Raw genomic sequence first — 13,474 nt, forward strand, 5'->3', positions numbered from 1 at the left:
ATCGTATGGTCGCGCGTTGGTGGGTCACTGCTGTGGCGGGCGTATCGATGGTGGGTGTGCTGTCTGCCTGCGGCACTGGCCTGGAAATTTCTAAGAAGGGCGATGAGGACCAGACTGGTGGCAGTGGCATCAAGCCGGTGGTGTTGGACGAGTCCAAACTAGTCGATGTCGAATCGGAGTTTGGTGACTCCTCCACCTATGGCACCGCTATATTCGATCTTCCCAACGGCATCCAGTGCAGGGTTGATAGCCAGGACGGATCGTGCGCTGACACTCGGGGTGACAACTATGTCGGTGTGATCATCCGCCCCGAGACAGACCCGTACTACGCGCAGTTGACGATCACACACGAGATCGGCGGAGGGCAGCCGTCCAGGGGCACGCTGAGCAATGGAGATCAGTTCCGGGTGGCGGACTTCCTGTGCGAAGTCGTCGATAACAGTGCTCGCTGCACCTCGGATACGGGTGCTGCACTGGATTGGACTGGCGACAAGCCACAGATCTTCATCGAGCCGGAGGTCGTCGACGCTGTAGACCTTGCCTTCGGCATGGGCATTGCCGAGCACCTGGTGTTCACCCAAACCCCGGAAGGCAATCTGCTGTGCAGCGGCGGCCACTGGACGCAATATGTGGAGCACGCTGCCCCTGACGGCACCGGTAATGACCTACTGGTGACCTTCGGCGATGGCGAGCCCACAGCGCGGGTCAATTCTTCCAACGCCTTGGGCCAATTGCCGCGCGTGGAGGGTAAAAACGGTGGTCGCTACCGGGTGGGTGACTACATCATTCAGGGCAGCACGGAGCGCGCCTATGTCACCCACGTTGATAAGCCCGGCTCGGCGCTGATCACCCCTGCGGAGATACTCTTAAGCTCTGAGCAAAACGGCTAGCGCTAGCGTGTTTCGATCGCAGCGATCGCTTCGGTGACGAGTTCCCAGAAGCGGCCGTGATCGAGCTTGACTGCCACCTGTGTGTGGCAGTCTTCGGGGGCGGGCCCACGGAAGTCAGCCACCGTCATGCCGGTGGTGAGCGCCCCGCTGAGCTCCACGTCGACGGGGACTTTTCGGGTGCTGACGACGCTCGGGTCAATCAGGTAGGCAATGGTGCAGGGGTCGTGCACCGGCGGGTCGACGAAGTCTTGGTTTGCTTGGTAGGCCTTGCGGAAAAAGCCCATGAGGCCGACGACAAATTCGCTGGCCTCTGTGCCCAGGGCCTTGATTTTTTCTTCCACCTCGGGGGTGCATAGTGCTTGGTGGGTGAGGTCGAGGCCCACCATGGTCACCGGCCAGGGCTCGTTGAACACAATGTGTGCGGCCTCTGGGTCGACCTTGATGTTGAACTCCGCCACGGCTGACCAGTTGCCTTCGTGGTAGCCGCCGCCCATAAGCACGACTTCGCGAACGCGCTCAACAATGCGGGGTTCTTTGCGGGCGGCCATCGCAATGTTGGTCAGCGGACCAGTGGGCACGAGCGTGATGGTGCCGGGTTCGCTATTCATGACGGTGTCGATGATGAAGTCCACCGCATGGGTGTCTTCCGGGCCGTGAGTGGGTTCGGGCAGCTCCACTCCGTCGAGGCCGCTGTCGCCGTGAATGTCTTCGGCGACCTCCACGCTGCGGACCAGGGGGCGATCGCAGCCGGGGTAGACCGCGACGTCATCAAGCCTGGCGACCCGCAAGGTTGCGAGTGCGTTTCGGGTGACCTTCGGCAGGGTCTGGTTGCCGCCGACAGTGGTGACACCCAGCAGGTTGATGGCGGAGTTGCCGCCGGCGAGGATGATGGCGACGGCGTCGTCGTGTCCGGGGTCGCAGTCGAGGATGATGTCACGCATGGGTTTTGGCCTCTTTCCTAGCGTTCAACAGTGGTGTTAGTTGCTGTCTTCGGTGCGTGCGGGCGCGGGGATCAGCGTGGAGGTTGCGGCCGCGAGCAACAAAATGACGGCACCCGCAAAGATACCCGCGCTGGGGCTTGCCGCGGTGGACACGGCGAACAGGATCGCGAAGCTCAAGCCCGCGCCCAGGTTGAAGGCGCCGGCGTTCATGCCCGGCAGGTAGCCCTGGTTGTCCGCGGGCGATAGCACGATGCCCAGGCCGTTGAGCATGATGTTGGACATGCCCGCATAGGTGATGCCGATAAACAGCGACAGTAGAAGCAATGCTGTGCGGCTGATTCCGTCACTGAGCAGCCACAATACTGCCAGGCCAGCGACGGTGCCGATCAGACCGATTTGCAGGACGAGCTTGTAGCCCAGCTTGGCGGAGAGCTTGCCGGTGATAGGCCCCATGGCTAGGCCGGCGAGGGCGTAGGGGGTCAGTGTCCACCAGGAGACGACGTCGACGTTGATGCCTTCGGCTTGGGCAATGTTGGGCACCAGGCCGTTCATCACGGCGAACACGCCGGTCATGGTCAACAGGGTGGTCGACAGCAGGGCCCAGGTGCGGCGCTGAAGCATGTACTCGGTGGTCACCAGCGGGTGCGGGCTGCGCTTTTCGACGTTCCAGAATGCGACGAAACCAATGATGCCGACGACGATGAGCACCGCCACCAGCCACCAGCGGGCATCGGCGAGTTTGCCGGCCTCATTGAAGGCGATCAGTACCGAACCCAAGGCGATCACGAGCGGTGCGACACCAACCCAGTCCATGGGTTGGGTGACGGCCGCCTTGGTTTCCCCGGTGCGCAGGAACACGGCGATGACGGCGACGGCGCAGATCAAAGCCATCACCCAGAAGATGCTTCGGAAGCCATAGTGCTGGGCTAGCCAACCGCCGGCTAGCGCGTCCACACCGGCGATACCACCGTTGACGGAGGTGAGGATTGCCATGAGCAGTGCGTATTGCTTGTCGTTGGGCACGTGTGCGCGCAGCATGATCAGGCACATGGGGACGGTGGGGCCGGCAACGCCTTGGATCACGCGGCCAACAAACAGGGTGCCCACCCCGGGGGCTAGTGCGCTGACGACGCAGCCGATGGCGGTGGCCAGCAGCATGCTCAGCAACACTTTGCGGCGGCCGATCAGGTCGCCCCAGCGTGGGAGGAAGAGAGAAAAGAGTGCGGCTGCGGTGAAGAAGGCGGTTTGTGTCAGACCGATTTGCGCGTCGGTGGCGTCGAGTTCGCGGCTCATGGTTGCCAGTGCTGGCGACAGCATGGATGCGTTGAGTTGGAATGCGAACACTGCAGCCAAGAGCGCAAGCAGTAGGGGTACTGCCTGGGAGTTGGGAACTCTGGTGGTCGGTGTAGTCATGCGGACTATTATCCATGACGCCGCGTTGCCGATCCTGTGAGGCAACGTTCACTGCGGTGGGTTGAACACGGGGTGTGAAACATGCGGCGGGGCAACCGGTTTTTTTACTCAGCTGCGGGTAAGAATGTCTGCGTGAATGTTCAGCCCCGCGATCTGCCTGACAACGTTGATGTTGTTGTCACCTTTGAGGGGCAGACGCGCCTGACGACCGGTTCTTTCCCCCAGCAGTCGGCTCCGGCACAGTCGGCTCCGGCACAGTCAGCGCCAGCAGCTGAGCCACAGCAAGCCTGGCCTGCCCCCGCTGAGCAACCTGTGCGGGAGAAGCCGGAGCAGATCCTCCCCCGCCGCGCGCCTCGGATCCACGCTGATCCGGAGGGCAACAAGAGTATTAGCGTGGCGGAGTTGTTGGCACGCGAAGGCCGCACTCCCCGGCGCCGGGCTACAGATGAGGCACCCTCACAACCTGAGCCCCGATCGGAAGAGACCCCCACCGCGCAGTTTGCCCGCGTGCACGGGGTGAGTGCTTACGCCGCTGCGGTCGCAACGGAAACTAAAGCGGAGGAAGAATCCGCGCTGAGTGCCATGTTCCGCCACAGCGACGAAGAAGATGCTGCGCCCACCCCTACTACTGTCGACACCATCGATAGGATCGACCCCGTGCCCACGACAGCCACGGCGGACGCTGTGGTTGCCCCGCAGGCTGCTGGGCAACTGGGTGCTTCTGAACCAGCTGGACTGTTCTTTGAAGAAGAGTTCTTGGAGCGCCCGCGGGTGAGCACCCTTCCGGAGGGCTTCGAGCCGCACCTGATGTGGCCCTCGGCGTTGGCCAATTTGAACCGGTGGCGCTGGGCGATGGCGGCGAGCTTCGTCGAGGCGTGCGCCGGCACCGCCATGATGGGCATGCACGCACTGGGCTCGGGCGAATCCTCGTTGTATTCGCACGGCATGGGTCTTGCGGGGATCGCTTTGGTGGCGGGCTCCATCACGCAGGCGTGTGCTGCGGAACTGTTGTTCCGTCCCGTCGTTCCCGATGAGCTCCCCCACCCAATCGACCACACAGCAGAGCACCCACACGACAGTGTTTTCACTGATCAGGATGCAGATTTTGGGGAGGAACAATGGAACTAGCGTTGCTTGGCGCCAGCGGCTTGGTGTGCCTGCTACTTCTGATCCGATGCGTACAGGTGTTCCACCTGCACTCCAGAACGTGGGTGGAGGTAGACGCGGGCCACGGCGGCGTCATCACCTGTGTTGCTAACCCTGTGGAATACGCTGCCCGTGCCAGGCGCTGGCGAGGTGTGGCATACGGGTGGGTTGTGGTGACCGCGCTTGCCGTTGTGTTGGGTGTGGTGGGCTCCCATGGCTGGTTTATTCCGGCGTTGGTGGGTTTGGTGGCGGCCACCTACTGTGTGCAGATCAGCCGCCGCCTGTCGGAGTTTACTTTCTAACAACCATCCGGGTTGCCCTACAACCCCCAGCTGCTCCCGAGCCACTGGGTTTGCCCCGTAGACGGGGGTGTCTAAACCTTCCATCCGGGCTTTGAGCTGCAGCGCCATGTAGCGACTGTAGTGACGCGACTGGTGGAGATTGCCACCCAAATCAACCAGCTGAACAACGCCCAGACTTCTGGCGCGCAGGTAGTCATCGTCAACCCGACCGACTCCGATGCTGTTGTTCCCGCCGTCAAGGCACTAAACTCCGCTGACATCCCGGTGGTTGCGGTGGATCGTTCCGCTAATGGCGGTGACGTCGCGTCCTTCGTCGCCTCCGATAACGTTGCTGGCGGCAAGCAGGCCGCTGATGCTCTGGCGAAGGCTATCGGCGAGGAAGGCGAGGTTCTGGTGCTGCAGGGCATCACCGGTTCTTCTGCTTCCCGTGACCGAGGTCAAGGTTTCGCTGAGGGGATCGCCGCTTACCCGAACATCAAGGTCGTGGCACAGCAGACAGCTGGTTTCGACCGCACTCAGGGTCTGAATGTGGCAACCAACCTGCTGCAGGCGCACCCGAACGTAAAAGCTATCTTCGCTGAGAATGACGAGATGGCATTGGGTGCGCTGGAGGCTCTTGGTGCGCGCGCCGGTAGCGACGTCATGGTTGTTGGTTTCGACGGCACCGCTGATGGTTTGAAGGCTGTGGAGTCCGGCCGCTTGGTGGCCACCATTGCTCAGCAGCCCGGTGAGCTGGGCGCGAAGGCCGTTGAGCAGGCCGCAAAGCTGGCTACGGGCGAGTCCGTTGAGGCCGCGGTTCCGGTCGAGGTTGTGACCGTGACCAAGGACAATGTCGCCGACTTCAAGTAAAGCTCGTTCACTGTTTGTTTGACCTGTATGAGAGTGTCTAAGTATGTCTAGTTCTGTTTCGCCAAAGACCGCTGCCCCGTCTGTTGATGTTGTGGTGGTTGGTTCGATCAACGCCGATCAGGTTGTGCGTGTGCCCCGCCACCCGAAGCCCGGGGAGACCCTGTTGGGTTCTTCGTTGACGCACACGGCTGGCGGTAAGGGCGCGAATCAGGCTGTTGCTGCGGCGTTGCAGGGCGCGCGGGTGGCGTTTGTTGGCGCCTATGGTTGCGACGCATACGCCGATGTCGCGCTGGAGTTTTTGCGTTCCAGCGGCGTCGATTTGGCCGCCACTCGCGAGTTGGACACGAATACTGGTTTTGCTGCTATCCAGGTGTCGGATGACGGGGAGAACTCGATTGTGGTGATCCCGGGAGCGAACGAGCAGGTGGACGCCGCGTTTGTCTCCGACAATGGTTCCGTGATTGATGACGCCGCGATGCTACTGTTGCAGGGCGAGGTTCCGGCTTCTGGTTTTGCCCAGGCTGTAGACATGGCTGTGGCGGCGGGCCGGCGTGTGGTGGTTAATCTTGCTCCGGTGATTGAGGTGGATCGTGAGGCCTTGTTGGCTGCGGATCCGTTGATGGTCAATGAGCATGAGGGCGGTTTGGTGCTTGAGCAGCTTGGTCTGCCGGTGCCGGAGGGCGATGCTGCACGCGTGGCTGCCCTGCTTGAGGCTGGTTTCGCGTCGGTCGTGATGACTCTCGGCGCGCGCGGTGCATTGGTTGCGTCTGTGGATTCCCCTGAGCCTGTTGCTGTTGCGAGCCCCAAGGTCGCGGCTGTAGATACAACGGGCGCGGGTGATTGCTTCGCTGGTGCTTTCGTAGCGCATATGGCAGCGCACCCGGATCAGTGTGATCTGGTGGCTGCGGCGGAGCATGCGGTCCGGGTGGCGGCTTTCTCGGTGCAGCATCCTGGTGCGCAGGTCTCTTACCCAGATAAGGAGGCTGAACTGCCGTGTTAAAGCAAGGTTTAATCAACCGTGATCTGCTGGCGTGTGCCGCCGAGCTTGGGCACACTGATTCGTTTGTGATCGCGGATTGTGGCCTGCCCATCCCGGAGCATGTGCCGGTGGTGGACGTGAGCCTGGAGTTCGGCTACCCCGAATTCTTCGACGTTGCCGGCCGCCTGTTGCCGCATGTTGTGGCGGAGTCTGTGGTGGTGGCGAAGGAAGCCCCCGCCGCGTTTGGTGAGGAACTTGCCCTCGATGTGCCAGATGCGCAGCAAGAGGTTGTCAGCCATGAGGAGCTCAAGCGGCTGGTTGCGGACGCGAAGTTCGTGGTACGCACCGGTTCTGTGGTTCCGTATTCGAATGTGGTCGTCCGCTGCGGCGTGCCCTTCTAGATTCCTCGCTACCTGGCGCCAGTCGGTACGGCCGGGTGCTGCCGGGCGAAAACGTGCACCATGATCTGGAATATCGTTGGTATCGCCGTAATTTTCTTCATTCTGTCGTCGGTTTCCTACTACTTCAGCACCGACAGTCGCCTGCTGAAGCTGGCTCGTGAATCACAGTCGGAGGATCGCGAGGGCTTCACAAACCTCGTGCTCGACACCCAGTGTGCTGGTTGACGGGTTAATCAAAACCGTAAGTAGGCGGCTAAATCGCTGGCGGCCCGCGTTTCATAAGGGGCCGCCAGTTTCTGTGTGTGTGGCTAGCGCTGCTCGGCGCGAAGCCTGCGGGCTGCGCGGAAATAGCGCACGGCCACAACCAGCACCACCAGGGAGAACACCAAGCGGATTGTTGCGACTAGGCCGGTCTGCGGCAGCATAGCCAGTGCGAACATCAGGCCTAGGGCGTAGTAGAGGACATTGTCCTGATAGAGCTTTGCGGCGGGGCTCTTCGCGCGCGGGCCGAACACCGCCAGGGTTTGAATGACATAGACCATCAGGGACACCCCGAGGTGCAGGTAATTGCTGCGACTATCCGCGAAGCTGCCGGTGGTAAATGAGACGACGATGACGGCGAGCAAGACGGCCCACCAGGCGCCTGCCCAGGCGATGCGGTAGTTGGTGGAGGTGTGGTCGGTGGCGGCGCGGCGCTTGTGGTGGCTGGGGGTGTCACTCATGGTTTCTAGGTTACCTTCCGGGCGGACAACCCAGCCGCCTTACGCGCTTTCCCCGCCGGTCTTGTCGAGGCGTTGGTCGGTGAGATCCTTCACATAGCGTATTGCCAGGATGAGCACGGCAAGGCCGGCGATGAAGCGGATGATGGACACAAACCTTCCAGGCTCGAGCATTGCTAGGCACATCACCGCTGACATCGCGAGGTACATCGCAGAGCTACCGTATTTGGCGCGCGGTGTGGCGTGTTCGGGAAGTTGGAGTACCACGTCTGTCTGCAGGCCCAGGAGAAATATGCCGATGACTAGGTAGAGGTAGTTCAGCGACAGTCCGGAAAGTTGTCCGGTGGCGACGGCGGTTGCTGTGATCGCGAAGTCGATGAACCACCATGCCGCGACCCAGGCGGTGCGGTTGGGCTTAGCACTGTAATCGCGCTGTGTCTGCTGGGGGTGTATTGGCCGATGGGTTCATGTTTCGAGGGTACATACCTAGGAATACTCGCGCTGCTGGCTGCGTTGGTGTGTGTGAAAGCTAGGTATCGATTTTTCGTCTAGAAGGAGCCTTGTGATGAGTACTTCCCCTACCCCTGTGACGTTGTATTTTGATGTATCTTGCCCGTTTTGTTGGGTGACTTCCCGTTGGATTAAGGAGGTGGAGAAGGTTCGTGACGTCGCGGTGACTTTCGCTCCGATGAGTCTTGCGGTTCTTAATGAGGGTCGCGAGGAGTTGCCGGAGGATTATAAGGCGAAGATGCAGGCTAACTGGGGCCCGGCGCGTGTGTTCGCGAAGGTGGCGTTGGAGCGGCCGGAGAAGGTTGACGAGTTGTATACGGCGATGGGCACGTTGATTCATAACGGTGGCCAGGGCGGCAAGCAGGGTTTCGGCGCGTATAACGGGGTTATTGCGCAGGCGTTGGAGCAGGTGGGGTTGCCTGCGTCGTTTGCTGACGTCGCGGATACTGATGAGGTTGATGGTCAGTTGCGGGAGTTCCAAGCTCGGGCGATGGAGCGTGTGGGCAATGATGTTGGTACGCCTGTGATTGAGCTTGGAGATCGCGCGTTCTTTGGTCCGGTGTTAACGCGTATTCCGCGCGGTGAGCAGGCGGGTGAGTTGTTTGATGCTGCGGTGGCTTTGGGTACGTATCCGCATTTCTTTGAGTTGAAGCGCGGCCGGGACGAGAGCATTCGCTGGGTCTGACGGTGCCGATAGAGCCTGCAGCACCAGCCCAGGTTGGAAGCCCAGCGCGCCGAGGCTGGTGCCAGCGAGCATCGCTAGGACGAGGGCGACGCTCAAGGAGACCAGTATCATGCCGTACTTCCGCTTGGGCATCTACTCAGCGCTCCCTTCGCACTACCAACAAGAGCCACTAATGGAAATGTATGCCATCTAATGGGCATGTTGAGGATAACGACAACTGTCCCCGCCACGCAAACGTTTGTACCGCCCACCATGAAATCAACGAGGGGACTTCCGAGCTGTGCCCCACATTTGACACTTGACCCGCTCAAACGCAGCCCGCCCTTAGCACCGTGGGCGGCCGGTGTGGGAGTTCCGCTCCATAACCCGATCCCCCGCGGTGCAGCTAGGCCACCCCATCATCCCTTTACAGTGCCCATTCCTCCAGCTCAGCCGTGGTCTTCCACAGGCGGGCATACACGCCCCCGCGGTCGAGCAGTTCCCTGTGCGTGCCGGTCTCGGCGATCCGCCCCGCGTCAAGCACCACGATGCGGTCGGCGGCCTGGATGGTCGCTAGCTTGTGCGCGACAACGATCGTCGTCCGGCCCTGGCATAGGGATTGAATACCGCGGTGCACGGCAGCTTCGTTGACGGGGTCTAGAGCCGACGTCGCCTCGTCGAGGAGCACGATGGGTGCGTCCTTCAACGCTGCTCGTGCGATGGACAACCGCTGCCGTTGCCCGCCCGACAGTCCGGCTCCGTCTTCGCCGAGGACCGTATCGTAGCCGTCGGGAAGCACGGCGATGAATTCGTCGGCGCAGGCGATGCGAGCGGCGCGCTCGATGTCGCCACGGCTGGCACCGGGGCGAGCGGCGGCGATATTGTCCGCGATGGTGCCGGGGAAGAGATGGACGTCCTGGAACACAACGGTCACCAAATCGCTGCGGTCGCCGGCGGCGATGTCTTTCAGGTTGACGCCGCCGATCCGGATGCTGCCGGAGGTTGGGTCATCAAAGCGAGAAATCAAGCTCAGCACCGTGGACTTGCCGGAGCCCGACGGCCCGACGATCGCAGTCATCTCCCCGGCGCGGGCGTGCAGGCTCACCCCGCTCAGCGCCTCAGTCCCGCGTGCTTTGCCGGAAGCTTGCGCCTGCGAGGGATAAACGTAGTTGACATTGCTCAGCTCAACGTCGAACTGCCTCGGGGGCTGCACCGGGTTCTCCGGCTCCGGCAGTGCGGGGATGTCGGAGATGTCCTGCACTCTTCGCAGCGCCGCCTGCGCCATCTGCCACGATTCGTTCGTCGACAGTAGCCCCTGCACCGGCTGATAGACGCTCAATACGATGACTAGGACCACTCCGACCAAGGCCGCGGAGGCGGCCGACTCGGATACCGACCAACCGCCGGTGGCGGCAACGAGAGGAATGCCGAGCATAAGGATGAGGCCGGCCAGGCTCGAAGGAACGATGAGCCGGTGGACCATCTCCACCGAGATGGCGCGGAACTCCTCCACGGCCTGGTTGTACCACTTTTCGGTGCGCTCGCGGGTTGAATAGACCCGCAGCGCAGGCATCGCGGTCACGAGGTCAATCATGCGTGCCGAGGCACCTGCTTGCGCTGCTTGCCGCCGGTCCGCCAGCGCAGCCAACTTCTTACTCGACCACGACATCACCGGCACCATCGCGAGGATTGGCAGTGCCAACGCACCCGCCAGAGTGAGATCATTAAAGCCCACCGCGACGATCACCAGCAGTGGAATTCCCAAGGCCTGGCCGAGTCGGGGCATTCCCTCCGCGAGGAAGTCCTCGATGAGCTGCAGATCCGTGCTGAGAAGAGCCGCGATGTCCCCGCGCGAGCGTCGCCCGAGCGCATTGACGGGGATCACCCGGAGGTGCTGTAAAAGTGCCAGGCGCATGTTCGCCACGGCTCGGTACGAAGCCAGCCACGACAGTCGTGCCGCGGCCCATCCTGCAGCCAGCTGGATAAGCAGTGACGCGGCGCAAGCAAGGGCGGTACGCAGCGCGGTGTCGTGATCAACCTGTTCGCCGTTAATGATGCGGGCAACCAGCCGCATTGCGGAGCCAAATGCAATGCCAAGGGCGAGCGACTGCACGAGGCGCATGAGTACTCCGCCTAGGACGGCTCGGCGGGCGGTGCCAAGCAGGCGGAACATCGTCACTAGTTGCTTCATCGCGTTTCGTCCTCCACTGTTTCGTTGCTTTCTGCTGCGGCGGTGCCATTCCACAGGCGCCAGTAGTACCCATTGAGCGCCAGGAGTTCCTCATGCGTTCCGCACTCGACGACCCTGCCTGCTTCCATCACATTGATGCAGTCAGCGTGCCGGATTGTTCCCAGCCGATGCGCGATGACGATGACTGTCCTGCCTTGGGTCAGGCGAGCCAACCCCTGCTGGATGAGTTCCTCGTTTTCTGGATCCGTTGCCGCAGTGGCCTCGTCGAGGATTAGGATCGGTCGGTCCGCGACGAAGGCGCGTGCGATCGCCAGTCGCTGTCGCTGTCCGCCGGATAGACCCGATCCGCCTTCGCCGAGAACAGTGTCCACTCCCTCGGGTAATTCGTCGACGAAGGCGTCAGCTGCTGCGGCGCGCAGGGCTTCGCGCAGCTCCTCGTCCGACGCATCGGGCCGAGCAAGTGCGACGTTTTCTCGGATGGTCCCTGCCATGAGGTGTGGCTTCTGGAATACGGCCGCGACCTGCCCGTAGAGTTCCGCGTCGCTCAGCTTCGAGATGTCAACGCCGCCGATGCTAACTCGACCCGTATCTGGGGTATAGAAACCGGCAATGAGCTCGCCGACGGTCGATTTTCCGGCGCCGCTCGGCCCCACCAGCGCGGTCACTTTTCCTGCTTCAGCGGTGAAGGAGACGTCGTCAAGCGCGAGGTTTCCAGGCCCATAGGAAAAGCTCACGTGCTCGATTCGCACTTCGCTTGCCGACGCCTCTAAAGCTGCCGCCCCCCGGTAAGCGCCGCTCGAACCCCTGTCCCGGGCCAACCCGGTGCCAGGAATAGCCGACAGCTGTCGCTCGATTTCCACAGCGCCGTTAGAAAGCAACGGCAGCGCCACGAGCCGGTAGAACATCGTCACTAGGGGCACGGGGTAGGTCGGTCCCAGGATCAGGAAGAGTAAGACGGTGGGCACGTCGACGGCATCAATAGCCAGAAGCCACGTCGCCACCGGGGCAATGATCGCAATCGCGCTGGCCACCAGAGTGGAAAAGGGTGCGCCCCACGCAACGAAGGCCCGCCCCCACGAGGATTGGAGCTCTGCGTTCCGACGAACGGCGTCGCTGGTGCGTTGATGCTCCTGACCGGTGCGGTTGAACACCCGAATGACCGGCATCGCCGTGAGGAAATCGAGGATGGCCGCGCCCATGTCGTCTTTGGCCGCAACCCACTGCCCCATTCGATGCCCGTTGGACCGCATGGCGTGAACAATCGTGGCAAAGGCGATGGGGACCAGCACGATCGTCGCGGTTGCCAGGCGCCAGTCCACAATGAACAGCCAGACGGTGACGCTCAACCACACAGTGAGCGCCGCGGCAGCCTCGGGCACAGCGTGGGCGATGAACAGCTCTAGCTTCTCGCAGTGATCGAGCGCCACCGTCTTCGCTCGCGCGGAGTGGATCCGCGCCACGGACCCCACGCTCATCGCATTCCAGGTCCTTCCCAAGCGCAGACGAATCTCGGCAATAACGTCGAAGGCGACAAGGTGCGCCAGACCAGTGGAGACGGCGAAGAAGGTCGATTTGACGACCACCGCCGCAAGGCAAACCAGCGCCATCAGCAACACGGTCCGCGCAGCCCGCTCGCCCGACGTACGCGCGCTCTCAGCTATAGAAGTCACGGCTTTCCACATCGCCCATGCGGGTGTCACTTCCGCGATTCCAGCCACGATGCCGCAGCCAATCGCCAGTGCGAGCAATGGGCCGCGCCCGTTGAGGTGCGCCCACAACAAGCGGGGAGCAGAAGCATAGTCAGGCCTGCTCTGTGCCTGATTCGACTCTTGTTTTGTCATTTCCTGTCCCCCATCGTGGATTCAATGGTGTCGAGCATTTCCACTAATCTCTCCGAAATTCCGCTCAAGCCCGGCTCCGACAACACCGTGTAGTGGTATCCTGGCACCACTACCACCGTCGTCTCCTCGGGCAAATTCGATCCCCATCCCAAAAACTCATCATCAACCGCATCGTCGACGCCCATTCCAACTCCCGAGTTGGCGGGACTTCGCTGGCCAGCCACGGCTAGGAGCGTTGGCACGTTGGCCAATGGCTGTGCCGTTAGGCGGGCCAAGCCGGCGAGATGCCGAGTGAATACGCCGAGCGGGTAGTCGCTTTGTCGGCCTACCCAATACATCGCCTGGGTTGGAGTCAATGGCCCACTCAGAACCTCTTCAGGCACCGAAATGTCGGATTCTTCCGGCCGGGCCGGCTCCGGAGCAACAGGGATCTCCGATGCATTTAGGCTATCTGCGAGACTCTGGACGGTTGCTTCCCCCAAGAAATCCACGAGGGGCAAGCGAACACCGAGTGCTGCTGCGATAGCTGTTTGAAGACGAACCGCGGTGATGGAGTCAAGACCGTGATGCGTCAGTACTTGGCTATCATCCGTGACATCGATGTACTGCGTGACAATGCCCAATATTT

Annotated in this window: 15 protein-coding genes; 8 read left to right on the forward strand and 7 right to left on the reverse strand. The window is 61.8% G+C overall.

What is annotated here, in order from left to right:
• The first annotated feature begins 5 nt into the window (after positions 1 to 5).
• On the forward strand, positions 6 to 890 hold the full coding sequence (locus L1C91_RS06330) for a hypothetical protein (protein ID WP_234858519.1): 885 nt from the start codon (positions 6 to 8) through the stop codon (positions 888 to 890).
• 2 nt (positions 891 to 892) lie between these two features.
• Here L1C91_RS06330 and uriH read toward each other — a convergent pair whose 3' ends face one another.
• Positions 893 to 1,831: a uridine-preferring nucleoside hydrolase UriH gene (gene uriH / locus L1C91_RS06335; protein ID WP_234858520.1), complete on the reverse strand. Its 939-nt coding sequence runs from the start codon at positions 1,829 to 1,831 to the stop codon at positions 893 to 895.
• A 36-nt stretch (positions 1,832 to 1,867) separates the two neighbouring features.
• The gene (gene uriT, locus L1C91_RS06340; RefSeq protein ID WP_328219601.1) at positions 1,868 to 3,244 is read right to left on the reverse strand and encodes a uridine transporter UriT; all 1,377 of its coding nucleotides are present in this window, start codon (positions 3,242 to 3,244) and stop codon (positions 1,868 to 1,870) included.
• Positions 3,245 to 3,376: 132 nt separating this feature from the next.
• Here uriT and L1C91_RS06345 point away from each other — a divergent pair, with 132 nt between their 5' ends.
• The 6 genes from L1C91_RS06345 to L1C91_RS06370 all read left to right on the forward strand — a co-directional run bounded on the left by L1C91_RS06345 (position 3,377) and on the right by L1C91_RS06370 (position 7,146).
• Positions 3,377 to 4,372 carry a hypothetical protein gene (locus L1C91_RS06345; protein WP_234858521.1) on the forward strand — a complete coding sequence of 332 codons (996 nt, stop codon included), beginning with the start codon at positions 3,377 to 3,379 and terminating at the stop codon, positions 4,370 to 4,372.
• Positions 4,363 to 4,692, forward strand: coding sequence for a hypothetical protein (locus L1C91_RS06350; protein ID WP_234858698.1), 330 nt, complete (start codon positions 4,363 to 4,365; stop codon positions 4,690 to 4,692). Before L1C91_RS06345 ends, L1C91_RS06350 begins: the two co-directional genes overlap by 10 nt.
• A 120-nt stretch (positions 4,693 to 4,812) precedes the next feature.
• A complete protein-coding gene (locus L1C91_RS06355; RefSeq protein WP_234858522.1) occupies positions 4,813 to 5,541 on the forward strand; it encodes a substrate-binding domain-containing protein in 729 nt (242 codons plus the stop codon).
• 43 nt (positions 5,542 to 5,584) lie between these two features.
• Complete coding sequence (locus L1C91_RS06360) at positions 5,585 to 6,541, forward strand: ribokinase (protein ID WP_234858523.1); 957 nt, start codon at positions 5,585 to 5,587, stop codon at positions 6,539 to 6,541.
• On the forward strand, positions 6,535 to 6,921 hold the full coding sequence (gene rbsD / locus L1C91_RS06365) for a D-ribose pyranase (protein ID WP_234858525.1): 387 nt from the start codon (positions 6,535 to 6,537) through the stop codon (positions 6,919 to 6,921). Before L1C91_RS06360 ends, rbsD begins: the two co-directional genes overlap by 7 nt.
• Positions 6,922 to 6,981: 60 nt before the next feature.
• On the forward strand, positions 6,982 to 7,146 hold the full coding sequence (locus L1C91_RS06370) for a hypothetical protein (protein ID WP_234858526.1): 165 nt from the start codon (positions 6,982 to 6,984) through the stop codon (positions 7,144 to 7,146).
• 83 nt (positions 7,147 to 7,229) lie between these two features.
• Here the strand turns inward: L1C91_RS06370 and L1C91_RS06375 are convergent, their stop codons facing one another.
• Together L1C91_RS06375 and L1C91_RS06380 are read right to left on the reverse strand one after the other, a co-directional pair.
• Positions 7,230 to 7,643: a hypothetical protein gene (locus tag L1C91_RS06375; RefSeq protein WP_234858527.1), complete on the reverse strand. Its 414-nt coding sequence runs from the start codon at positions 7,641 to 7,643 to the stop codon at positions 7,230 to 7,232.
• Between the two features lie 39 nt (positions 7,644 to 7,682).
• The gene (locus L1C91_RS06380; RefSeq protein ID WP_234858528.1) at positions 7,683 to 7,907 is read right to left on the reverse strand and encodes a hypothetical protein; all 225 of its coding nucleotides are present in this window, start codon (positions 7,905 to 7,907) and stop codon (positions 7,683 to 7,685) included.
• Positions 7,908 to 8,205: 298 nt separating this feature from the next.
• Here L1C91_RS06380 and L1C91_RS06385 point away from each other — a divergent pair, with 298 nt between their 5' ends.
• Positions 8,206 to 8,835 (forward strand): mycothiol-dependent nitroreductase Rv2466c family protein, encoded by a 630-nt coding sequence (locus tag L1C91_RS06385; RefSeq protein ID WP_234858529.1) that lies wholly within the window; start codon positions 8,206 to 8,208, stop codon positions 8,833 to 8,835.
• 406 nt (positions 8,836 to 9,241) lie between these two features.
• Here the strand turns inward: L1C91_RS06385 and L1C91_RS06390 are convergent, their stop codons facing one another.
• Genes L1C91_RS06390 through L1C91_RS06400 form a run of 3 tightly spaced genes read right to left on the reverse strand, consistent with a single transcriptional unit; the run spans position 9,242 to position 13,469 of the window.
• Positions 9,242 to 11,005, reverse strand: coding sequence for an ABC transporter ATP-binding protein (locus L1C91_RS06390; protein ID WP_234858530.1), 1,764 nt, complete (start codon positions 11,003 to 11,005; stop codon positions 9,242 to 9,244).
• Positions 11,002 to 12,846 (reverse strand): ABC transporter ATP-binding protein, encoded by a 1,845-nt coding sequence (locus L1C91_RS06395; RefSeq protein WP_234858531.1) that lies wholly within the window; start codon positions 12,844 to 12,846, stop codon positions 11,002 to 11,004. The genes L1C91_RS06390 and L1C91_RS06395 overlap by 4 nt, the downstream gene beginning before the upstream one ends.
• Positions 12,843 to 13,469, reverse strand: coding sequence for a phosphopantetheine-binding protein (locus L1C91_RS06400; protein ID WP_234858532.1), 627 nt, complete (start codon positions 13,467 to 13,469; stop codon positions 12,843 to 12,845). Before L1C91_RS06400 ends, L1C91_RS06395 begins: the two co-directional genes overlap by 4 nt.
• Positions 13,470 to 13,474 lie beyond the last annotated feature (5 nt).

It is taken from the genome of Corynebacterium argentoratense (genome assembly GCF_021491455.1).
Lineage (GTDB): Bacteria > Actinomycetota > Actinomycetes > Mycobacteriales > Mycobacteriaceae > Corynebacterium > Corynebacterium argentoratense_A.